The 19,281-nt window shown below is 67.9% G+C and carries 27 protein-coding genes; 1 reads left to right on the forward strand and 26 read right to left on the reverse strand.

The genetic code is table 11. The annotated features are described in order from the left end of the window. Positions 1-59: 59 nt before the first annotated feature. The 12 genes from GVV75_RS05385 to rplN all read right to left on the reverse strand — a co-directional run bounded on the left by GVV75_RS05385 (position 60) and on the right by rplN (position 6,678). Positions 60-644 (reverse strand): adenylate kinase, encoded by a 585-nt coding sequence (locus GVV75_RS05385; protein WP_235905448.1) that lies wholly within the window; start codon positions 642-644, stop codon positions 60-62. Continuing rightward, positions 641-1,930, reverse strand: coding sequence for a preprotein translocase subunit SecY (gene secY / locus GVV75_RS05390; RefSeq protein ID WP_159524079.1), 1,290 nt, complete (start codon positions 1,928-1,930; stop codon positions 641-643). The genes GVV75_RS05385 and secY overlap by 4 nt, the downstream gene beginning before the upstream one ends. A gap of 429 nt (positions 1,931-2,359) precedes the next feature. Beyond that, a complete protein-coding gene (gene rplO / locus GVV75_RS05395) occupies positions 2,360-2,875 on the reverse strand; it encodes a 50S ribosomal protein L15 (protein WP_159625743.1) in 516 nt (171 codons plus the stop codon). Position 2,876: 1 nt separating this feature from the next. Next, positions 2,877-3,080, reverse strand: a complete 204-nt coding sequence (rpmD, locus tag GVV75_RS05400) for a 50S ribosomal protein L30 (RefSeq protein ID WP_017177303.1) — start codon at positions 3,078-3,080, stop codon at positions 2,877-2,879. Beyond that, positions 3,080-3,784: a 30S ribosomal protein S5 gene (gene rpsE / locus GVV75_RS05405; RefSeq protein ID WP_159524081.1), complete on the reverse strand. Its 705-nt coding sequence runs from the start codon at positions 3,782-3,784 to the stop codon at positions 3,080-3,082. The genes rpmD and rpsE overlap by 1 nt, the downstream gene beginning before the upstream one ends. Positions 3,785-3,818: 34 nt before the next feature. Next, the gene (rplR, locus tag GVV75_RS05410) at positions 3,819-4,193 is read right to left on the reverse strand and encodes a 50S ribosomal protein L18 (RefSeq protein WP_159524089.1); all 375 of its coding nucleotides are present in this window, start codon (positions 4,191-4,193) and stop codon (positions 3,819-3,821) included. A 2-nt stretch (positions 4,194-4,195) separates the two neighbouring features. Beyond that, positions 4,196-4,735, reverse strand: a complete 540-nt coding sequence (gene rplF, locus GVV75_RS05415; RefSeq protein ID WP_159524082.1) for a 50S ribosomal protein L6 — start codon at positions 4,733-4,735, stop codon at positions 4,196-4,198. Between the two features lie 23 nt (positions 4,736-4,758). After that, the gene (gene rpsH, locus GVV75_RS05420; protein WP_017177307.1) at positions 4,759-5,157 is read right to left on the reverse strand and encodes a 30S ribosomal protein S8; all 399 of its coding nucleotides are present in this window, start codon (positions 5,155-5,157) and stop codon (positions 4,759-4,761) included. Between the two features lie 58 nt (positions 5,158-5,215). Beyond that, on the reverse strand, positions 5,216-5,401 hold the full coding sequence (locus tag GVV75_RS05425; protein ID WP_017177308.1) for a type Z 30S ribosomal protein S14: 186 nt from the start codon (positions 5,399-5,401) through the stop codon (positions 5,216-5,218). 1 nt (position 5,402) lies between these two features. Then, on the reverse strand, positions 5,403-5,960 hold the full coding sequence (gene rplE / locus GVV75_RS05430; RefSeq protein WP_159524083.1) for a 50S ribosomal protein L5: 558 nt from the start codon (positions 5,958-5,960) through the stop codon (positions 5,403-5,405). Continuing rightward, positions 5,960-6,304 carry a 50S ribosomal protein L24 gene (gene rplX / locus GVV75_RS05435; RefSeq protein ID WP_159524084.1) on the reverse strand — a complete coding sequence of 115 codons (345 nt, stop codon included), beginning with the start codon at positions 6,302-6,304 and terminating at the stop codon, positions 5,960-5,962. The genes rplE and rplX overlap by 1 nt, the downstream gene beginning before the upstream one ends. A 2-nt stretch (positions 6,305-6,306) precedes the next feature. Beyond that, positions 6,307-6,678: a 50S ribosomal protein L14 gene (gene rplN / locus GVV75_RS05440; protein ID WP_159524085.1), complete on the reverse strand. Its 372-nt coding sequence runs from the start codon at positions 6,676-6,678 to the stop codon at positions 6,307-6,309. Between the two features lie 364 nt (positions 6,679-7,042). Between rplN and GVV75_RS05445 the strand changes: the two genes are divergently transcribed. Continuing rightward, complete coding sequence (locus GVV75_RS05445; protein ID WP_159813827.1) at positions 7,043-8,137, forward strand: hypothetical protein; 1,095 nt, start codon at positions 7,043-7,045, stop codon at positions 8,135-8,137. 127 nt (positions 8,138-8,264) lie between these two features. Here the strand turns inward: GVV75_RS05445 and rpsQ are convergent, their stop codons facing one another. From rpsQ to tuf, 14 genes are all read right to left on the reverse strand, one after another. Further along, positions 8,265-8,552 carry a 30S ribosomal protein S17 gene (gene rpsQ, locus GVV75_RS05450; RefSeq protein ID WP_017177313.1) on the reverse strand — a complete coding sequence of 96 codons (288 nt, stop codon included), beginning with the start codon at positions 8,550-8,552 and terminating at the stop codon, positions 8,265-8,267. After that, positions 8,549-8,794 (reverse strand): 50S ribosomal protein L29, encoded by a 246-nt coding sequence (gene rpmC / locus GVV75_RS05455; RefSeq protein WP_017177314.1) that lies wholly within the window; start codon positions 8,792-8,794, stop codon positions 8,549-8,551. Before rpmC ends, rpsQ begins: the two co-directional genes overlap by 4 nt. Continuing rightward, a complete protein-coding gene (rplP, locus tag GVV75_RS05460) occupies positions 8,794-9,213 on the reverse strand; it encodes a 50S ribosomal protein L16 (RefSeq protein ID WP_017177315.1) in 420 nt (139 codons plus the stop codon). The genes rpmC and rplP overlap by 1 nt, the downstream gene beginning before the upstream one ends. 3 nt (positions 9,214-9,216) lie before the next feature. After that, positions 9,217-10,029, reverse strand: coding sequence for a 30S ribosomal protein S3 (rpsC, locus tag GVV75_RS05465; RefSeq protein ID WP_159524090.1), 813 nt, complete (start codon positions 10,027-10,029; stop codon positions 9,217-9,219). Next, complete coding sequence (gene rplV / locus GVV75_RS05470) at positions 10,029-10,406, reverse strand: 50S ribosomal protein L22 (RefSeq protein ID WP_073451442.1); 378 nt, start codon at positions 10,404-10,406, stop codon at positions 10,029-10,031. Before rplV ends, rpsC begins: the two co-directional genes overlap by 1 nt. Before the next feature lie 31 nt (positions 10,407-10,437). Next, entirely contained in the window at positions 10,438-10,716 is a 279-nt protein-coding gene (gene rpsS / locus GVV75_RS05475; protein ID WP_009748893.1) for a 30S ribosomal protein S19, read from the reverse strand. Positions 10,717-10,728: 12 nt separating this feature from the next. Next, positions 10,729-11,565 (reverse strand): 50S ribosomal protein L2, encoded by an 837-nt coding sequence (gene rplB / locus GVV75_RS05480; RefSeq protein ID WP_159524091.1) that lies wholly within the window; start codon positions 11,563-11,565, stop codon positions 10,729-10,731. Between the two features lie 27 nt (positions 11,566-11,592). After that, positions 11,593-11,898 (reverse strand): 50S ribosomal protein L23, encoded by a 306-nt coding sequence (gene rplW / locus GVV75_RS05485; RefSeq protein WP_159524092.1) that lies wholly within the window; start codon positions 11,896-11,898, stop codon positions 11,593-11,595. Further along, positions 11,895-12,545 (reverse strand): 50S ribosomal protein L4, encoded by a 651-nt coding sequence (rplD, locus tag GVV75_RS05490; protein ID WP_159524093.1) that lies wholly within the window; start codon positions 12,543-12,545, stop codon positions 11,895-11,897. Before rplD ends, rplW begins: the two co-directional genes overlap by 4 nt. Positions 12,546-12,549: 4 nt before the next feature. Beyond that, complete coding sequence (gene rplC, locus GVV75_RS05495) at positions 12,550-13,218, reverse strand: 50S ribosomal protein L3 (RefSeq protein WP_159524094.1); 669 nt, start codon at positions 13,216-13,218, stop codon at positions 12,550-12,552. Positions 13,219-13,229: 11 nt separating this feature from the next. Continuing rightward, entirely contained in the window at positions 13,230-13,538 is a 309-nt protein-coding gene (gene rpsJ, locus GVV75_RS05500) for a 30S ribosomal protein S10 (protein WP_005987219.1), read from the reverse strand. Between the two features lie 374 nt (positions 13,539-13,912). Next, positions 13,913-15,394: a class C sortase gene (locus GVV75_RS05505; RefSeq protein ID WP_159813829.1), complete on the reverse strand. Its 1,482-nt coding sequence runs from the start codon at positions 15,392-15,394 to the stop codon at positions 13,913-13,915. Between the two features lie 224 nt (positions 15,395-15,618). Further along, positions 15,619-17,253, reverse strand: a complete 1,635-nt coding sequence (locus tag GVV75_RS05510) for a SpaH/EbpB family LPXTG-anchored major pilin (RefSeq protein WP_159813831.1) — start codon at positions 17,251-17,253, stop codon at positions 15,619-15,621. Positions 17,254-17,902: 649 nt separating this feature from the next. Continuing rightward, positions 17,903-19,093 (reverse strand): elongation factor Tu, encoded by a 1,191-nt coding sequence (gene tuf / locus GVV75_RS05515; RefSeq protein WP_159524097.1) that lies wholly within the window; start codon positions 19,091-19,093, stop codon positions 17,903-17,905. Positions 19,094-19,281 lie beyond the last annotated feature (188 nt).

Consider the following 19,281-nt stretch of genomic DNA (forward strand, 5'->3'; position numbering starts at 1 on the left):
CCTCTCTGGCAGGCAGTGGCGCGGGCCCGACCGGTCCCGCGCCACTGAGGATTGCTCGCTCAGGCCCTGACGCCCGCGGAGGCAAGGGCCGTCATGATGCGCTCGGTGACCTCGTCAATGTCGCCGATACCGTCGACGCGCACGAGGAGGCCCTTGGCCTCGTAGAGGGCGGCCAGCGGCTCGGTCTGCTCGGCGTAGACCTCCAGGCGGCGCCGGATGACCGGCTCGGTGTCGTCGGCGCGGTTCTGCTCGGTGGCGCGCTTGAGGAGCCGCTCGACGACCACCTCGGAGTCGGCGGTGATCTCCAGGACGACGTCGAGGGCGAGGCCCTTGGCGGCCAGCATGGAGTCGAGCTCGTGGACCTGGGCCTCGGTGCGCGGGTAGCCGTCGAGGAGGAAGCCGGAGGCGGCGTCGTCGGCGGCGATGCGGTCGGCGACCATGGCGTTGGTGACCGAGTCGGGGACGTACTCGCCCTTGTCCATGTACTCCTTGGCCTTGAGGCCGAGCTCGGTGGCGCCGGCCACGTTGGCGCGGAAGATGTCGCCGGTGGAGATCGCGGGGATGGACAGGCGCTCGCTGATGCGGGCCGCCTGGGTGCCCTTGCCCGCCCCGGGGGGGCCGAGGAGGACCATGCGTGCGCTCATGAGAGGAACCCTTCGTAGTGTCGCTGCTGGAGCTGGGAGTTGATCTCCTTGACGGTCTGGAGGCCGACTCCCACCATGATGAGGATAGTCGTGCCGCCGAAGGGCAGGGACTGCGACAGCCCCAACTCGATGACCGCCAGGGTGGGCACCAGCGCGAGGATCACGAGGTAGATCGAGCCGACGACGGTCACCCGGTTGATGACGTAGGAGAGGTACTTCACGGTGGGCTCGCCCGCGCGGATGCCGGGGATGAAGCCGCCGTACTTCTTCATGTTGTCCGCGATCTCCTCGGCGTTGAAGGTGATCGCCGTGTAGAAGAAGGTGAAGAAGAGGATGAGCAGGCCGTAGGCGACGAGGTAGATCGTGTCCGTCTGACGCAGGTTCTGCCCCACCCAGGCGGCCCAGGAGCTGTTCCGGGCGAACTGGGAGATGAGCTGGGGCATGGCCAGGATGGAGGAGGCGAAGATGACGGGGATGACGTTCGCCGTGTTGATCTTGATGGGGATGTAGGTGGTGGAGCCGCCGTACTGGCGCCGCCCGATCATCCTCTTGGCGTACTGCACCGGGATGCGCCGAGTGCCCTGCTCCACGAAGACGACGGCGACCGTGGCCACCAGGATGACGGCGATGACGATGGCGAACTTGGAGACGCCGCCGCTGCCGGTGAGGACCGAGCCGAGGTTCTGCGGGAAGCGCGCGACGATCGAGGTGAAGATGAGCAGCGACATGCCGTTGCCGATGCCGCGGTCGGTGATGAGCTCGCCGAGCCACATGATCAGGCCGGTGCCGGCGGTCATGGTGACGATCATGAGGGCGAGGGTGACCGGGCTGCTGCTCGGGATGACGGAGACGTTGCAGGTGGGGAAGAGCTGGCCGTTGGCGGCCGTGGCCACGATCGTGGCGGATTGCAGGACGCCCAGGCCGATGGTCAGGTAGCGGGTGTACTCGGTGAGCTTGGCGGTGCCGGACTGGCCCTCCTTGTGGAGCTCCTCGAAGCGGGGGATGACCACGCGCAGGAGCTGAATGATGATGGAGGCCGTGATGTAGGGCATGATCCCCAGCGCGAAGACGCTCAACTGCAGCAGGGCGCCGCCGGAGAAGATGTTGATGAGGCTCAGCAGGCTCGCGTCATCGGCCTGGCCGACGCAGGTCTGGACGTTCCGCAGGCTCACGCCCGGCGTCGGCAGGACCGATCCCAGGCGGAACAGGGCCATGATGCCGAGGGTGAAGAGGAGCTTCCTCCTCAGGTCAGGCGTCTTGAATGCCTGGACGAAGGCGCTGAGCACGCGGTCTCCTGTGGGCTCGGGGAATCGGCGTCGACTGGCCCTGAGGCGGGCCCGACGGCGGACGCGCAGGCGCGCGCCTGGCTCACACTACCCCGGAGCAGGGCCCCCCTTCGACGCCGTGACGGTTTCGGAAGGCAAGGCGTGCGTCACGCGCCGGCTTCCCCGCCCCTCCCCTCCCCCCGCCGAGACCGGTCGAAATGACGAGCGAGACCGGTCGAAAACAGGAGCGAGACCGGTCGAAATGACGAACGAGACCGGTTCAGGCGCGCCAGTCGCTCCTCCCCCGCCCGTGGGGCCGCGTCCGCCCCAGGGACCGCGCCCGCGGGGCCGCGCCTGGCCCGAGCGCAGCACGAGGCCCCGGTGAGGTGGGCCGAAGCCCGCCCTCACCGGGGCCTTGCCTTGCTCGCTTGGAGCGGATCAGTTCTCTGATCAGTCCTCGGAGAGCTCGATCGTGCCGCCAGCGGCCTCGATCTTCTCCTTGGCGGAGGCCGACCAAGCATCCGCCTTGACCGTCAGCTTGACGGAGACATCCCCGCCGCCGAGGACCTTGACCAGGTGCCCGTGGCGCACGGCGCCAGCGGCCACGAGGTCGGCAACCGTGACCGTCCCGCCCGAGGGGAACAGCTCGGCGATGCGGCCGACGTTGACCGGCTGGAACTCCACGCGGTTCGGGTTGCGGAACCCGCGGAGCTTGGGCAGGCGCATGTGCAGCGGCATCTGACCGCCCTCGAAGCCGGGGCGCACCTGGTAGCGGGCCTTCGTGCCCTTGGTGCCACGACCGGCCGTCTTGCCCTTGGAGCCCTCACCGCGACCCACGCGGGTCTTGGCCTTCTTGGCGCCCGGGGCGGGGCGGAGGTGGTGCAACTTGACGACGCGCACCTTCTCCGTCCCGGACTCAGCGGCGTTCTCGGCGGCCTTCTCAGAGGCCTTCTTGGTGTCTGCCATCTCAGACCTCCTCAACGGTCACGAGGTGGTGCACCGTCGCGATCATGCCGCGCACGGTGGGGGTGTCCTCGCGAACAGTGGACTGGCGGATCTTGCGCAGGCCGAGGGACTTAAGGGTCTCGCGCTGGCGGTGGGTGCCACCGATGCCGGAGCGGACCTGGGTCACCTTGAGCTGCTTCGTGCTCGCGGTCTTGGTGTCAGCCATCACGCCTCCACTCCTTCAGCGGCCTTCTCGGCCTCCTTCTTCTCCGCCTCGGCGCGCTTCTCAGCCTCTCCCTCGGCGCGGGCCCGCAGCATGGACTGCGGGGCGACGTCCTCCAGGGGAAGACCGCGGCGGGCGGCAACCGTCTCGGGCTGCTCAAGCTTCTTGAGCGCGTCGACCGTCGCGTGGACGATGTTGATCGCGTTCGAGGAGCCGAGCGACTTCGACAGGATGTCGTGGATGCCGGCGCAGTCCAGCACGGCGCGCACCGGGCCGCCGGCGATAACACCGGTTCCGGGGGAGGCCGGGCGCAGGAGGACGACTCCGGCGGAGTCCTCTCCCTGAACCAGGTGGGGGATGGTGCGGCGGATCATCGGGACGCGGAAGAAGTTCTTCTTCGCGAACTCCACGGCCTTGGCGATCGCGGCGGGCACCTCCTTCGCCTTGCCGTAGCCGACTCCGACCGTGCCCTCGCCGTCACCGACGACGACCAGCGCCGTGAAGGTGAAGCGGCGGCCGCCCTTGACGACCTTGGACACGCGGTTGATGGTGACGACGCGCTCAATGTACTTGTCGTCGTTGCCGCGGCCGGAGTTGCGGTCACGGCGGTCATTGCGGTCACGACGGCCGCGGCTCTCGCCACGGTTCTCGTCGTTGCGGGCCGAGCCGTCGGACGACGCGGACCTGTCTCGCTGCGGTGCAGCCATCAGATTCTCCTTTGCTTTCTCGTCGTCTCAGCGCTCAGAGCGCCAGGCCGCCCTCGCGGGCGCCGTCAGCGACGGCGGCGACGCGGCCGTGGTACTTGTTTCCACCGCGGTCGAAGACGACCGCCTCGATGCCCAGGGCCTTGGCGCGCTCGGCAACGAGTTCGCCGACCTTGCGGGCGGCCCCGACCTTGTGGCCCTCGACACCCTTGCAGGCCTCCTCGAGGGTCGAGGCGGAGCACAGGGTGTGGCCGATGGTGTCGTCGATGACCTGGGCGACCATGTGGCGGTTGGAGCGGGTGACGACGAGGCGCGGCCGCTCGGGCGTGCCATTGACGTGCTTGCGCACGCGCTGGTGGCGGATCTTGCGGGCGATCGCCTTGGACTTGCCCCTCTTGATCGAGTAAGCCATGGTCACTTACCAGCCTTTCCGACCTTGCGGCGCACGTTCTCGCCGGCGTAGCGCACGCCCTTGCCCTTGTAGGGTTCCGGCGGGCGGATCTTGCGGATGTTCGCGGCGACCTCGCCGACCTGCTCCTTGGAGATGCCGGAGACGGCGAGCTTCAGGTTTCCGTCCACCGTGAAGGTGATGCCCTCGGGGGGCTCGACGACGACGGTGTGCGAGAAGCCGAGGAAGAGCTCGATGGCCGAGCCCTTGGCGGCGACGCGGTAACCGGTCCCGACGATCTCAAGGTTCTTGACAAAGCCCTCGGTGACGCCGATGACCATGTTGTTGATGAGCGTGCGGGACAGGCCGTGGAGCGAGCGCGAGCGGCGCTCGTCGTTGGGACGGGTCACGAGGATCGTGCCGTCATCCTGCTTGGTCACGCTCAGGGGCGCGGAGATGACGCGGCTCAGGGTGCCCTTGGGGCCCTTGACGGTCACCTCGTTGCCGTTAATCGTGACGTCCACTCCGGCGGGAACCGGAACGGGGAGTCGTCCAATACGCGACATGGTGTTCCCTCCGTTCCTTTCTCTCACCAGACGTAGGCGAGGACTTCCCCGCCGACGCCCTTGTTCTCAGCCTGGCGGTCGGTCAGGAGGCCGGAGGAGGTGGACAGGATGGCCACCCCCAGGCCGCCGAGGACCTTGGGCAGGTTCGTGGACTTCGCGTAGACGCGCAGGCCGGGCTTGGAGATCCGCTTGAGGCCCTGGATGGCCCGCTGGCGGTTGGCTCCGTACTTGAGGCTCAGCGTGAGCGTCTTGCCGACCTCGGCGTCCGTGACCTCGTAGTCGGCGATGTAGCCCTCGGTCTTCAGCATCGCGGCGATGTTGACCTTGAGCTTGCTCGACGGCATCGAGACGGTGTCGTGGTAGGCGCTGTTTGCATTGCGCAGACGGGTCAGCATGTCTGCGATCGGGTCTGTCATAGTCATGAGTGGGCCTTGGCCCTTCCTCGTCGTGGTTTCCTCGTCGGACCTGCGACGTAAGTTCTTACCAGCTGGACTTGCTCACGCCGGGGAGCTCGCCACCAAGGGCCATCTCCCGCAGGCAGATACGGCACAGGCCGAACTTGCGGTACACCGAGTGCGGGCGGCCGCAGCGCTGGCAGCGCGTGTAGGCACGAACACCGAACTTCGGCTTCCGGTTCGCCTTCTGGATGAGAGCGGTCTTCGCCATGTCACTTCTCCTTGAAGGGGAAGCCGAGCCGCGCGAGCAGCGAGCGGGCCTCCTCATCGGTCTTGGCCGTGGTCACGATGGTGATGTCCATGCCACGGACGCGGTCGATCGAGTCCTGGTCGATCTCGTGGAACACAGCCTGCTCCGTGAGACCGAAGGTGTAGTTGCCGTTGCCATCGAACTGCTTGGGGCTCATTCCGCGGAAGTCGCGGATCCTGGGCAGCGAGATCGAGATGAGGCGGTCGAGGAACTCCCACATGCGGTCGCCGCGCAGCGTGGCGTGCGCGCCGATCGGCTGGCCCTCGCGCAGCTTGAACTGCGCGATGGACTTGCGGGCCTTCGTGATCTGGGGCTTCTGGCCGGTGATGGCGGCCAGGTCGCGAACGGCGCCCTCGATCATCTTGGAGTCGTGAGCGGCCTCGCCCACACCCATGTTGACGACGACCTTGGAGATGCGGCCGATCTCCATGACATTGGAGTGCTTGAACTCCTCGCGGAGGGCGGGGAGCACCTCCTCGGCGTACTTGGTCTTGAGACGGGGGGTGATCTTGTCGCTCATCAGAGGTCCTTCCCGCTCGCCTTGGCGTAGCGGACGCGAACGGTGCGCTTGCGGCCGTTGGGCCGCACGCCCTCCTCAACGCGGAAGCCGACGCGGGTGCGCTTCTTGGTCTGGGGGTCGATCGGCATCACGTTCGAGATGTGGATCGGGGCCTCGACGGTCTCAATGCCGCCGGTGCGGGCACCCTGGGCGGACTGCCCGACCTTGACGTGCTTGGTGACGCGCTGGACGCCCTCGACGACGACGCGATCGGTGTCCTTGATCACTTCCAGGACGCGGCCGGTCTTGCCCTTGTCCTTGCCCGCGATGACGATGACCTGGTCGCCCTTCTTGATGCGTGCCATATTCAGATCACCTCCATGGCGAGCGAGACGATGCGCATGAACTTCTTCTCGCGAAGCTCACGGCCGACGGGGCCGAAGATGCGCGTGCCGCGCGGCTCCCCATCGTTGTTCTTGAGGATGACGGCCGCGTTCTCATCGAAGCGGATGTACGAGCCGTCCGGACGACGGCGCTCCTTGCGGGCGCGGACGACGACCGCCTTGACGACGTCGCCCTTCTTGACGCTGCCGCCCGGGACCGCGTCCTTGACAGTGGCGACGATCGTGTCGCCGATGCCCGCATAGCGCCGACCCGAGCCGCCGAGCACACGGATGCACAGGATCTCCTTGGCACCGGTGTTGTCGGCGACCTTCAGTCGCGACTCCTGCTGGATCATAGGGTGTTCTCCTTCGTCGAGCCGGTTCTCGGGTCCCCCCGAGCCTTGCCGAACGTTCTTGGCGTTCTTGCGCGCTGCTCCCCCGGCCCGGGGGCGGGAGGAGTCCACGAGGCGTGGGTCCCATCAGACACAGGCGCAGGAGCGCGGGGTCTCTGATGGGCGCGCCGAGGGCGCACGCAACTCTCCCAGCCTAGTGCAGCGCCTAAGGCGCCGGATACCACAGGCCCCCTCAGGCCCCTGTGCCCTTCCTCACCAGCCTCCCCCTCCCACCGAGACCGGTCGAAATCACGAGCGAGACCGGTCGGTTTTCCACAGATTTCCCAGCCCCCTTTCATGAGCGAGCCTCAGCGGCGACGCTTGAGAGATGCACACCACCGATGATTTCAACCACATCCCCCTCCCCCACCCCAGCGCATTGGGCTCCCAGTCGGATCGCGAGACCGGCGCGATCCAGGCGATACGCCGCGGGACCGTGATCCGCACCGACCCGGACGAGCCCCACTGGCGCACATGCTCCCGAGCGAGGGAGGCGATCATCGAGTCCTGTGGCGCGGAGGGGCTTAACGGCGTCGTCTGCCAGGAGGCCGCCGCGCGCATCCACGGGGCGAGAGCGTTGTCCGAGGCTCATACGATCCATCTCGTGACCTCCTGGAAGCCCGGCGGTCTCCGGCGCATATCGGGCCCGCGCCACCCCGGGCGGGTCTCATCGCGCGACGCCTCGCGGGCCGAGCGCCGTCGGCTCCTCGAGGCCAGGCCGATCGTGCGTCACCACATGCCGCTGGACGAGCGCGACGTCGTCGACCTCGGCGGGCTGCGGGTCACCGGCCTGGAGCGCACGATCCTCGATTGCGCCCGCTTCCTTCAGCCCGATCGCGCGCTGGCCGTCGTCGATTCCCTCTTCGCCGTCGCGGTGGGCGCGGGCGAGCGCCCGTGGGATCACCGGCGCCGGATCGAGGCGGCGTGCGCCCGGCTGCGGCGTCGGCTGCTCGCGCGGTTGGAGGAGTGGACGGGTCAGCGGGGCTATCGGCGCGCCCAGGCGGTCGTGCTCGCCGCGACCGCGATGAGCCAGTCGGTGTGGGAGTCCGAGGCCCGGCGCCTGTGCCTGGCCTCGGGCATCACCGCCCCGCAGGTGCAGCTGGCCGTGCGCGGGGCCGACGGTCGCGCGTACTTCGCGGATCTCGGGTGGCTGCTCATCCGTCTTCTCCTGGAGGTCGACGGCGAGGTGAAGCTCGCGGAGGATCCCGACGGCGAGTTGCGGCGCCGGGCCGCCCGGGAGGAGGCGATCCGCGACGCCGGTTTCGACATGCTGCGGCTGACTCCCGAGGATCTGAGGGACGCCCGCGCGGCGGTGCGCCGCATCTGGGACGCGCTGCCGCCGTCGGCGCGCGACGCTCCTCCAATCACGGCGCTGCTGACCACCCATGAGCGTCAATCCGGGGGCCTGCGGCCCGTGTTCTGATGGCCGGCCTCCCGTCGGACCGGTTTCGCTCTTATTTTCGACCGGTCTCGCTCGGGGGACGACGGCGCCGCGGCGGCCCGCTGGGTGCGGGCGCCGCGGCGTCGTGATGCTGTTGATCAGCGGGAGGTCACTTGGCCTTCTCGATGATCTCCACGAGGCGCCAGTGCTTGGTGGCGCTCAGCGGACGGGTCTCCATGATCGAGACGAGGTCGCCGACGGCGGCCGTGTTGTTCTCGTCGTGGGCCTTGACCTTCTTGGACCGACGGATGACCTTGCCGTACAGGGAGTGCTTGTAGCGCTCCTCAACGAGGACGACGATGGTCTTGTCCATCTTGTCGGAGACGACGTAGCCGCGGCGGACCTTGCGCTGGTTGCGCTCGGGGGCGGCCTCGGTACTGGTGGTCTGCTCGCTCACTTGGACTCCTGGCTGCTCGGAGCGGTACGGATGCCGAGCTCACGCTCGCGCACGATGGTGTAGATACGGGCGATGTCGCGACGCACCGCCTTGAGCCGGCCGTGGTCCTCGAGCTGGCCGGTCGCCGAGGCGAACCGGAGGTTGAACAGCTCGGCCTTCGCCTTGGTGAGCTCCTCAGCGAGGCGCTCGTTGTCCATGCCGTCGAGGTCGGCGGGGGTCAGCCCCTGGGATCCGATAGCCATCAGACGTCACCACCCTCACGAGTCACGAAACGGGTCTTCATCGGGAGCTTGTGCATCGCGCGGCGCATGGCCTCACGGGCGAGCTCCTCGGGGACGCCCCCGAGCTCGAACATGATGCGGCCGGGCTTGACGTTGGCGATCCACCACTCCGGGGCGCCCTTACCGGAACCCATGCGGGTCTCGGCGGGCTTCTTGGTCAGCGGGCGGTCCGGGAAGATGTTGATCCACACCTTGCCGCCACGCTTGATGTGGCGGGTCATGGCGATACGGGCCGCCTCGATCTGGCGGTTGGTGATGTAGGCGGGCTCAAGGGCCTGGATGCCGAAATCACCGAAGGCGAGCTGGTTGCCGCCCTTGGACATGCCCGAGCGGTGCGGGCGGTGCTGCTTGCGGAACTTGGTCCGGCGGGGGATGAGCACGGCTCAGGCCTCCGTTCCCTGCGTGGCGGCAGCTTTCTCGGTGGCCGGCGCCTGCTCGACCTGCTGCTCGCCGCCCTGACGCGCGCCGCGCTCGCCGCGTCGCGCGCCGCGGCGGTCGCCGGAGCGCCCCCCACGGCCGCGCGGGGCGGACTCGGCCTGCTGGCGGGCGAACTCACGCTCGGTGAGGTCGCCCTTGTAGATCCACACCTTGACGCCGAGACGGCCGAAGGTGGTCTTGGCCTCGTAGAAGCCGTAGTCGATGTTCGCGCGCAGGGTGTGCAGCGGCACGCGGCCCTCGCGGTAGAACTCGGAGCGGCTCATCTCCGCGCCGCCGAGACGGCCGGAGCACTGGACGCGGATGCCCTTGGCGCCGGCGCGCAGGGCGGACTGCATGCCCTTGCGCATCGCACGGCGGAAGGACACGCGGCTGGCGAGCTGCTCGGCGATGCCCTGGGCGACGAGCTGGGCGTCCAGGTCGGGGCTCTTGACCTCAAGGATGTTGAGCTGGACCTGCTTGCCGGTGAGCTTCTCCAGCGAGCCGCGCAGGCGCTCGGCCTCGGCGCCGCGGCGACCGATGACGATGCCCGGGCGCGCCGTGTGCAGGTCGACGCGGACGCGGTCGCGCGTGCGCTCGATGTCGACCTTGGAGATGCCGGCCCGCTCCATGCCATCGGCCATGAGGCGGCGAATCTTGACGTCCTCCTCAACGAAGTCGCGGTAGCGCTGACCGGGCTTTGTCGAGTCCGCGAACCAGCGCGAACGGTGGTCCGTGGTGATGCCCAGGCGGAACCCGGTCGGGTTGACCTTCTGCCCCATTACCGGGCTCCTTCCTTGCGTGCGGTGTCGGCGCGGTCGCCGACGTAAACGGTGATGTGGCTGGTGCGCTTGAGGATCCGGCTCGCGCGGCCCTGGGCCCGCGGGCGGAACCGCTTGAGGGTCGGGCCCTCGTCGGCGAACACCTCGGTGATGAACAGATCGTTCTCGTCGAACCGCTCTCCCGCGGCCTCGGCCTTGAACCGGGCGTTGGCGATCGCGGACTCGATGACCTTGCGCACCGGCACGGCAGCGGCCTGCGGGGCGAAACGGAGCACGTTGACGGCCTCGACGGCGCGCTTGCCGCGGACGACGTCCACGACGCGGCGAGCCTTCATCGGCGTGCAGCGCACGTACTTGGCCTGCGCCTTAGCTTCCATAGTTCTTCTTTGCCTCTCAACTCTCCGCGCGTCAGCGGCGCGACTTGCGGTCGTCCTTGACGTGCCCGCGGAAGGTGCGGGTCGGGGCGAACTCGCCGAGCTTGTGGCCCACCATGGACTCGGTGATGAAGACCGGGACGTGCTTCCGGCCGTCGTGGACGGCGAAAGTGTGTCCGAGGAAGTCCGGCGTGATGACCGAACGACGGGACCAGGTCTTGATGACGTTCTTGGTGCCCTTCTCGTTCTGGGCGTCCACCTTCTTCTGCAGGTGGTCGTCGACGAAGGGACCCTTCTTCAGACTGCGCGGCATATCAGGCTCCTATCAGCGCTTCTTGCCGGTCCGACGACGACGCACGATGAGGCGGTCGCTGGACTTGTTGGGACGACGGGTACGGCCCTCGGGCTTGCCCCACGGAGAGACGGGGTGGCGACCACCGGAGGTGCGGCCCTCACCACCACCGTGCGGGTGGTCCACCGGGTTCATGACGACGCCGCGGACGGTCGGGCGGACGCCCTTCCAGCGCATGCGGCCTGCCTTGCCCCAGTTGATGTTGGACTGCTCGGCGTTGCCGACCTCGCCGACCGTGGCGCGGCAGGCGACCTCGACCATCCGGATCTCACCGGAGGGCATGCGCAGCGTGGCGTACTTGCCCTCCTTGGCGACGAGCTGGACGGAGGTGCCGGCGGAGCGGGCGATCTTCGCGCCGCCGCCGGGGCGCAACTCGACGGCGTGCACAACGGTACCGGTAGGGATGTTGCGCAGCGCGAGGTTGTTGCCGGGCTTGATGTCCGCGTTCGGACCGGCCTCGACGATGTCGCCCTGGGAGAGCTTGTTCGGGGCGATGATGTAGCGCTTCTCGCCGTCGCGGTAGTGCAGGAGGGCGATGCGCGCGGTGCGGTTAGGGTCATACTCGATGTGAGCGACCTTGGCGGGCACGCCGTCCTTGTCGTGACGACGGAAGTCGATCACGCGGTAGGCGCGCTTGTGGCCGCCGCCCTTGTGGCGGGCGGTGACGCGGCCGTTGTTGTTGCGACCACCGGTCTTGTGGAGCGGGCGAACGAGGGACTTCTCGGGCTCGCTGCGCGTGATCTCGACGAAGTCGGCCACGGAGGAGCCGCGGCGACCCGGCGTCGTCGGCTTGTACTTACGGATTCCCATGTCGATCCTTTACCTTCCGTGTCCGTGTCAGTTCGCCACGTCGCCGAAGATGTCGATGCTGCCCTCGCGCAGCGTGACGATCGCGCGCTTGGTGTCCTTGGACTTACCGAGCCCGGTGCGGGTGCGGTGGGTCTTGCCCTTGCGGTTGGCCGTGTTCACCGAGTCCACCTTGACGTTGAAGATGGACTCGATGGCCATCTTGATCTCGGTCTTGTTGGAGTTCGGCGCCACGAGGAACGTGTACTGGCCACGGTCCATGCAGGCGTAGGACTTCTCGGAGACGACCGGCGCGATGATGATGTCGCGGGGGTTCTTGGACTTCTCAAGGCTCACTTGGACTCCTCCTCGCCCTTGCCCAGGAACGAGTCCAGGGCAGCGGAAGTGAAGACGACGTCGTCGTTGACCAGGACGTCGTAGGTGTTGAGCTGGTCGGCCCACAGGACGTGCGCCTCGGGGGCGTTGCGCAGGCTCAGACGGCTCAGGTCGTCCTCGCGGGTGACGACGACGAGGGCCTTGCGGTCCGTCAGGTTGCGCAGCGCGCCGAGGGCCGACTTGGTGGAGGGCGTCTCGGTGGTGACGAACTCGGTGATGACGTGGACGCGGCCGTTGCGGGCGCGGTCCGACAGGGCCGAGCGAAGGGCGGCGGCCTTCATCTTCTTGGGCGTGCGCTGGGTGTAGTCGCGCGGCTGCGGGCCGTGGACGGTGCCACCGCCGGCGAACTGGGGGGCGCGGGTGGAGCCCTGGCGGGCGCGGCCGGTGCCCTTCTGGCGGTAGGGCTTCTTGCCACCGCCGCGGACCATGCCGCGGGTCTTGGTGGCGTGGGTGCCCTGGCGGGCCGCGGCGAGCTGGGCCACGACGACCTGGTGCATAAGCGGAATGTTGAGGTCGACGTCGAAGATCTCCGCGGGGAGCTCGGCGGTGCCCTTCTTGGCGCCCTTGGAGTCGACGATCGCGACGGTGAGGGTCTGGTTCTCAGCCATGGTCTCAGGCTCCCTTCACGGCCGTGCGGACGACGACGACCTGTCCCTTGGGGCCCGGGACGGCGCCGCCGACGAGGAGGTAGCCCTTCTCGACGTCGATGCCGCGGACCTTGAGGTTCTGGACGGTGGTGGTGGCGTGCCCCATGCGGCCGGCCATGCGCAGGCCCTTGAAGATGCGGCCGGGGGTGGCGCAGGCGCCGACGGAGCCGGGCTTGCGGTGGTTGCGGTGCGCGCCGTGAGAGGCGGAGACACCCTTGAAGCCGTGGCGCTTCATGACACCCGCGAAGCCCTTGCCCTTGGAGGTGCCGGTGACGTCGACGAGCTGGCCGACCTCGAAGATGTCCGCGCCGAGCTCCTGGCCCGGGGTGAACTCCGAGGCGATGGAGGTGCGCAGCTCGGCCACGTGGCGGCGGGGGGCGACCCCGGCCTTGGCGAAGTGGCCGGCGAGGGGCTTGGTGACCTTGCGCTCGTCGATCTCGCCGAAGGCGAGCTGGACGGCCTCGTAGCCGTCGGTCTCGACCGTGCGGACCTGGGTCACGACGTTGGAGTCGACGCGCACGACCGTGACGGGGCGGAGGACTCCGTTCTCGTCCCAGATCTGCGTCATGCCGAGCTTGGTGCCGAGGAGCGCCTTGGCAGGCGCGGCGGCTGCCGGCTTGTTAAGCGTAGTCATGGCGATGGTCCTCAGAGCTTGATCTCGATGTTGACATCGGCCGGGAGGTCGAGGCGCATGAGCGAGTCAACGGCCTTCGGCGTCGGGTCGATGATGTCGATCAGCCGCTTGTGCGTGCGCATCTCGAAGTGCTCGCGGCTGTCCTTGTACTTGTGGGGCGACCGGATGACGCAGAACACGTTCTTCTCGGTCGGCAGCGGCACCGGGCCCACGACCGTCGCGCCAGCGCGGGTCACGACGTCGACGATCTTGCGCGCCGAGGAGTCGATGACCTCGTGGTCGTAGGACTTGAGCCGGATGCGGATCTTCTGTCCCGCCATGGCGCCTAACCTCTCTTACTTTCGGGCGACCGGTCCACGCGCTCGGGCGTGTCGCAAGCGCGACGCTCCACGAGGCTCTCTATTGAGGGAGGGCGGGCCGGTCTGGACACACGGAAACCCGATCGATGATCGGCTCCGTCAGACTGGTTCCCGGGGCGACCCCGGGAGGTGACTGCCGGGACTGGCGGGCGCCACCGCGACGAGCGCGGCGGCAGGGCCAGGGCCCAGCGGCTGACCAACGCTATCAGGGCGGGGTGCGGGCCGGTCAACCTGAGAGCGGGGCCAAGACTGTGAGACCGACCACCGCCCCACGCGCTCGGGCGTGTCGCGCTCCGGCGGCGCCGGGACCCGTCGGCACGCGCCTGCCGCAGTCGTCACCGAATCGTGAGTTGAGGGGCGCGCTGCGGCGGCGCGATGGCACCCCTCGATGCGCCGGCGTGATTCGGGGCCAGGGGCGCCCATCGGATCTCCTCGGGCGAGAGCGCGGACCAGCCCCTGTCCAGGCCGGGAGGCGGCCCGGGATCGGGGTCCTCGGGCGTGACGGCGTTGCGCAGGGAGATCGCGCTGTGGACGCCGATCTGCGCGGGCGTCGCTCCGGCATCCTCGCCCGCGCCGCCACTGGTATCGGCGGCAGTGCTGGCAGTGCTGCCAGCGGGAGCAGACGCTGTGCTGGCGGTGCCGACGGCGGCAGTGCTGGCGGTGCTGGCGGTGCTGAGTGCGCCCGCCATGGTCGCGCTTATCCGGGGGCCGGTCCAGTAGCCCTCGGCGGCGGTCGTCTCGCCACGCGCCGCTGCGCCGTCCGGGTCATGCCCGTCGTCGGGGGCCTTCACGCCGGGGCGGGGGCCGTTGTCGTCGCCACCGCCGTTGGCGGCTGCGGCCTTGGGCGAGTAGCCGGTGCGCCAGAGGTAGAGGCCGACGGCGATGACGCCGCAGGTGATCCAGACCGCCCACCAGGGGAAGCCGGGGACCTCGGGCTTGGCGCCAGCGGCGGCGAGGTCTCCGGCAGGGGTGGGGGTGATGCGCTCGGCGGTAACGAGGATGCGGTGAGTGTTGATGCCCAGGGGCGTGCAGGTGACGAGCGTGACGAGGTCGCGGTCGGGGTCGGCCCGCAGGGACTCCGTCTCCTCGGGGGCGACGACCTTGGTCTCGATCACCTGGTAACTGAGGACCTCGCCGAAGACCTCAAGGGTGAAGGTGTCCCCGACTCCCACGCGGTCGAGGTTGTTGAACATGGTGGCGTTGGCGAGGCCGCGGTGGCCGGTGATGACGGAGCGCGTGCCCTTGCCGCCCACGGGCAGGGATGTGCCCTGGAGGTGGCCGAGGCCGGCGAGGAGGACCTGGTCGGAGGTGCCGTGGTAGATGGGAAGGTCGAGGTCGATGGTGGGGATGCGCAGGCGCCCCATGAGGCCGACGGCGTTGGCGGAGAGGATCTTGTTGTAGTCCGGGGACTCGTCGGGGTGCTCGCCAGCGCCGGTGGGCAGGTTGGTGTTGGCCTCCAGGACGGCGCCAGAGGAGAGGGCGTCGTTGTAGGAGTGGGCCTGGGAGAGTTGCTCGTCGGCGGCGGGCTTGGCGTTATCGACTTGCTCCTCGTAATTGGCGACGACTTTGGACTGGTTGTACTGACTGATCCAGGAGGCGACGCTGGGGTAGGAGAAGAGCGCGAGTCCGACCAGGGCGAGGACGGCGGGGATGAGGTTGATGATGCGGAGCCGCCAGCGGCGCTTGGATGAGCGCGTGGCGGGGGCGCCCGGGGCGGTGGGCGCGCTGCCGGGGGCGTCCGCGCTGCCAAGGCGATCGGGGCCGCTGGGGCTGTGGATGTCGCGTGCGGCGTCAGCTGTGCCAGTGGTGCTGCTCATGGCGGCTCGGGCTCCTGGTGGGTGGGATAAGGGGGGCGCGGGGGGGATCGATGGGCCGGTGGTTGGCCGATTGGAGGGCCGGCTGGGCGGAGGATCGGGGCGATGGCATGGGCGCGACGCGCGGAGGTGGCGGGGAGGCTGGTGCCTCCCCGCCACCTCATGCGTGGTTGAAGGGCTGATGCCACCCGGCGTGGGACGCGGTCACGCCCTCGCCGAAGCGGTTATCAGGCCTCGTTGACGCGGCGCTTGCGAGCAACGAGCACGAAGCCGACGGCGATCGCCATAAGCGACAGGCCACCAACCGTCATGAGGATCTTGCCCGCCGCACCCGTGAGGGGCAGCTGCGGGACGGTGGTCTTGGTGTTGTCGACCGTCACCTGGTTATCGGTGGTCTGCTGACCCGCTGTAACCTTGATCGGCGTCAACTCAGCACCGCCGGTCGGAAGGGTGAAACCCGCGGGGGCCTTGGTCTCCTTGAGCACGTAGCAGCGCGTGGTGTGGTCCACGTCCACCTTGTCAACGCCAGGGGCCCCCTCCTTCGAGTCGACGAACAGGCCCTTGATGTCGACCTTGCCCTGGGCATCAGTGGTGAAGACACTCTGGCCATCAACGGTGACCTTGGCCGACTCATCGATGGTGGTATTCGGATCGTTCTCGGCGATATCAGTGGTGCAGGAGTCCGCCCAAGGGTTCTTCGCGTTGTAGATCTCGAAGGTCGCCCCCTGAAGCGCCTGCTTGCTCTGCTTGTCCTGCTTCAGCAGGGACGCGGCGCCCCAGGCGGTGACAACCTTGTTGGAGGGCACGGGAGGGTCGCCAGCGGGAGGAGTGGTCGGCGGGTTCGCCGGAGGAATGGTGTGCGGAATGGTGTCGACGTAGAGGTTCGCCTGGTTGTTGATGGCGGCAGCAACCGACTGCGTCTTCGCAGTGAAGGTGACGGAAATGACGCTTCCAGGCTTTTCCTTCAACTTCTCCAGACCAGCCTGAGTAAAGGAGATGTTGACCTCGTTGCCGGTAACCGTAGCCTTGTACCAGGCCGGATCGATTGGGGTGCCATCGATGGTCACGGAGCCATCCTTCACGGCAGGCGACGTGTAGTTCACATCCATCGGGTCCGAGATCATGAAATACTTGAAGGAGCTGGTCGCGCCAATCTTCGGAACAGTCGCGGTCACCGGGAACTCAACCTGAGCCTCCCCGTTGAGACCGTAGGAGACCACATTGACCTTCTTGACCGGAGCGTCGACCACCACGTTCTTCGGGTAGACATTGACGTCGTAGATCCACTGGCCGTTGCTGTTCGGCGCAGCGCCGTTCTTCTCATTTTCCTTGGTGTTGGGGAAGGGAACGGTCACGACGAAGGGGGCCGCCTTCTCCACGACATTCGCAGGAGCCTCGGTCTCACAGACGAGGTAAGCGCCCACCGCGAGATTGTCAATGTTGGCCTTACCCGTGGCGTCCGTGGCGCCAGACTCGAAACGATCCGCAGCCTTAACCTTCAGGATGCCAACACTGTTCGCGGGGGTCCTGAAGTCAGATCCACAGGCGTCGCTCGGCACCGCCAGGTTGGACAGTGTAGTCCATGTGTCCTGGTCCTTAAGGTCGGCCTCCAGTTTGTAAGCGGTGAACTTCACCCCCGCGACCGGCGCGCCCTTGTCACCGGTTACCGTCCCGTCAGCGGTGCCGGGAGTAGCGGTTCCAGACTGAACGTGCTTGTGGATGATGAGCTTTCCAGTATGCTCGAAGTCGATGTTGCCAGGCCCGGAGGGAGCAGCCAGGGCCGTGGCGCCAAGGCCGGAAAGGCCCAGGCTAAGAACGCCGGCAACGCCAAGCGCTCTTCGGGATAAGCGTGTCGCACGCATGGGTGGTGACTTCCTTTCAGGATGTGCCCGGGGATGGGCAGGCGCCACGATTTGGGAGCATCGCGTGGGCTCTCATACGAGAGGCCCGTGCGCCAAGAATGTCGGAAACTCGTGGAAGGAGCCGGCAGCAACCGACCCTGGGATCAAGTAACCGTTCGATCAACCCACCTCTTCAACGCCGGACAAGCGCCAGCTCAGAACTGGGACTATCAGGATGGAGCATATCCGCTCACAGGCTCGCAAGAGTCCCGGGACGATTGCGATCCGATCTCTCATCGTCGTGGGAGCCCGTCTCGTGGCCTCGCCTAGTCGCCGACGAAACGCTCCCCACGGCTGCGGTGCCGTCCGAAGCCCTCACAGCCCTCCTCCCGCCGCCCTCTCCCCCTCCCGGGCGCTCCCAGGCGCTCCCGAGCGCTGCTGGCGCTCCCAGGCGCTGCTACCGCCTACTGACGCTCACGGGCGCTCCTGGACCCTCCCGGCGCGCTGCTGCCGCCTACTGACGCTCCCGGCACGCTGCTATCGCCTACTGGCGCTCCTGGCGCTGCGAGAAGGAGCCGCCGCCCTAGAGAAAAAGCGGTTCCCCCGGCACTCGCAAGAAGTGCCGGGGGAACCGGATGCTCAAGAAGAGCGGCTGCTCACGCAGCGATCATCACTTGATGATCTTGGTGACGCGGCCGGAGCCAACGGTGCGGCCACCCTCACGGATGGCGAAGCCGAGGCCCTCCTCCATGGCGATGGGCTGAATGAGCTCGACGCTCATCTCGGTGGTGTCGCCGGGCATGACCATCTCGGTGCCCTCGGGCAGCGTGATGACGCCGGTGACGTCCGTGGTCCGGAAGTAGAACTGCGGACGGTAGTTCGAGTAGAAGGGGTTGTGGCGACCGCCCTCATCCTTGGTCAGGATGTAGACGTGGCCCTCGAACTGGGTGTGCGGGGTGATGGAGCCGGGCTTGCAGACGACCTGGCCGCGCTCGACGTCCTCGCGCTTGGTACCGCGCAGGAGCAGACCGCAGTTCTCGCCGGCCCAGGCCTCGTCCATCTGCTTGTGGAACATCTCGATACCGGTGACCGTGGTCTTCTGGGCCTCGCGGATACCGAGGATCTCGACCTCGGAGTTGATCGGCAGCTTGCCGCGCTCGACACGGCCGGTGACGACGGTGCCGCGACCGGTGATGGTGAAGACGTCCTCGATGGGCATGAGGAACGGCTTGTCCATGTCGCGCTCGGGGGTCGGGATGAAGGTGTCGACCTCGTCCATGAGCTCCTTGATCTTGGCGGCCCACTCGGCGTCGCCCTCAAGGGCCTTGAGCGCGGAGACGCGGACCACGGGGGCGTTGTCGCCGTCGTAGTCCTGGGAGGACAGCAGCTCGCGGACCTCCATCTCAACCAGGTCGAGGAGCTCCTCGTCCTCCACCATGTCGGCCTTGTTGAGGGCGACGAGGAGGGCGGGGACGCCGACCTGGCGGGCGAGCAGAACGTGCTCGCGGGTCTGGGCCATCGGGCCGTCGGTGGCGGCGACCACGAGGATCGCGCCATCCATCTGGGCGGCACCGGTGATCATGTTCTTGATGTAGTCGGCGTGGCCGGGGGCGTCGACGTGCGCGTAGTGGCGCTTGTCGGTCTGGTACTCGACGTGCGCGATGTTGATCGTGATGCCGCGCTGGCGCTCCTCGGGAGCCTTGTCGATCTCGTCGAAGGGGGTGAAGGGGTTGAGCTCCGGGTACTCGTCGTGCAGAACCTTGGAGATCGCGGCGGTCAGCGTCGTCTTGCCGTGGTCGACGTGACCGATCGTTCCGATGTTGACGTGCGGCTTGGTCCGCTCGAACTTGGCCTTGGCCACTGGTGTCCTCCTGGGACTCGGGTAGTGCTCTTCGTCGGGATTCGACTAACACATGCTAGCCGGTCCCCCTGCCAGAGCCACTACAGGATGGTTGTTGGAAATCTTACTGGAATGCGAGCTCGGCGCCGAACGGCCCGAGCAGTCCCGGGGACCGGGCCGGATCAGTCCGGCCCCCGGGCTCATGGGGC

Source organism: Actinomyces sp. zg328 (genome assembly GCF_009829635.1).
GTDB lineage: Bacteria > Actinomycetota > Actinomycetes > Actinomycetales > Actinomycetaceae > Actinomyces > Actinomyces marmotae.

What these genes read in the sequence shown, in the direction of transcription:
- rplE (WP_159524083.1), bottom strand. Translation starts at nt 5,960, where the DNA reads ATGAGCGACAAGATCACCCCCCGTCTCAAGACCAAGTACGCCGAGGAG.
- rpmC (WP_017177314.1), bottom strand. Translation starts at nt 8,794, where the DNA reads ATGGCTATCGGATCCCAGGGGCTGACCCCCGCCGACCTCGACGGCATG.
- rplB (WP_159524091.1), bottom strand. Translation starts at nt 11,565, where the DNA reads ATGGGAATCCGTAAGTACAAGCCGACGACGCCGGGTCGCCGCGGCTCC.
- rplF (WP_159524082.1), bottom strand. Translation starts at nt 4,735, where the DNA reads ATGTCGCGTATTGGACGACTCCCCGTTCCGGTTCCCGCCGGAGTGGAC.
- rplC (WP_159524094.1), bottom strand. Translation starts at nt 13,218, where the DNA reads ATGACTACGCTTAACAAGCCGGCAGCCGCCGCGCCTGCCAAGGCGCTC.
- rpsE (WP_159524081.1), bottom strand. Translation starts at nt 3,784, where the DNA reads ATGGCTGCACCGCAGCGAGACAGGTCCGCGTCGTCCGACGGCTCGGCC.
- GVV75_RS05425 (WP_017177308.1), bottom strand. Translation starts at nt 5,401, where the DNA reads ATGGCGAAGACCGCTCTCATCCAGAAGGCGAACCGGAAGCCGAAGTTC.
- rpmD (WP_017177303.1), bottom strand. Translation starts at nt 3,080, where the DNA reads ATGGCTGACACCAAGACCGCGAGCACGAAGCAGCTCAAGGTGACCCAG.
- rplN (WP_159524085.1), bottom strand. Translation starts at nt 6,678, where the DNA reads ATGATCCAGCAGGAGTCGCGACTGAAGGTCGCCGACAACACCGGTGCC.
- rpsS (WP_009748893.1), bottom strand. Translation starts at nt 10,716, where the DNA reads ATGCCGCGCAGTCTGAAGAAGGGTCCCTTCGTCGACGACCACCTGCAG.
- rplO (WP_159625743.1), bottom strand. Translation starts at nt 2,875, where the DNA reads ATGGCAGACACCAAGAAGGCCTCTGAGAAGGCCGCCGAGAACGCCGCT.
- GVV75_RS05445 (WP_159813827.1), top strand. Translation starts at nt 7,043, where the DNA reads ATGCACACCACCGATGATTTCAACCACATCCCCCTCCCCCACCCCAGC.
- rplX (WP_159524084.1), bottom strand. Translation starts at nt 6,304, where the DNA reads ATGGCACGCATCAAGAAGGGCGACCAGGTCATCGTCATCGCGGGCAAG.
- rplV (WP_073451442.1), bottom strand. Translation starts at nt 10,406, where the DNA reads ATGGAAGCTAAGGCGCAGGCCAAGTACGTGCGCTGCACGCCGATGAAG.
- GVV75_RS05510 (WP_159813831.1), bottom strand. Translation starts at nt 17,253, where the DNA reads ATGCGTGCGACACGCTTATCCCGAAGAGCGCTTGGCGTTGCCGGCGTT.
- rpsJ (WP_005987219.1), bottom strand. Translation starts at nt 13,538, where the DNA reads ATGGCGGGACAGAAGATCCGCATCCGGCTCAAGTCCTACGACCACGAG.
- GVV75_RS05505 (WP_159813829.1), bottom strand. Translation starts at nt 15,394, where the DNA reads ATGAGCAGCACCACTGGCACAGCTGACGCCGCACGCGACATCCACAGC.
- GVV75_RS05385 (WP_235905448.1), bottom strand. Translation starts at nt 644, where the DNA reads ATGAGCGCACGCATGGTCCTCCTCGGCCCCCCCGGGGCGGGCAAGGGC.
- rplR (WP_159524089.1), bottom strand. Translation starts at nt 4,193, where the DNA reads ATGGCTTACTCGATCAAGAGGGGCAAGTCCAAGGCGATCGCCCGCAAG.
- rpsH (WP_017177307.1), bottom strand. Translation starts at nt 5,157, where the DNA reads ATGACTATGACAGACCCGATCGCAGACATGCTGACCCGTCTGCGCAAT.
- rpsC (WP_159524090.1), bottom strand. Translation starts at nt 10,029, where the DNA reads ATGGGGCAGAAGGTCAACCCGACCGGGTTCCGCCTGGGCATCACCACG.
- rplD (WP_159524093.1), bottom strand. Translation starts at nt 12,545, where the DNA reads ATGGCTGAGAACCAGACCCTCACCGTCGCGATCGTCGACTCCAAGGGC.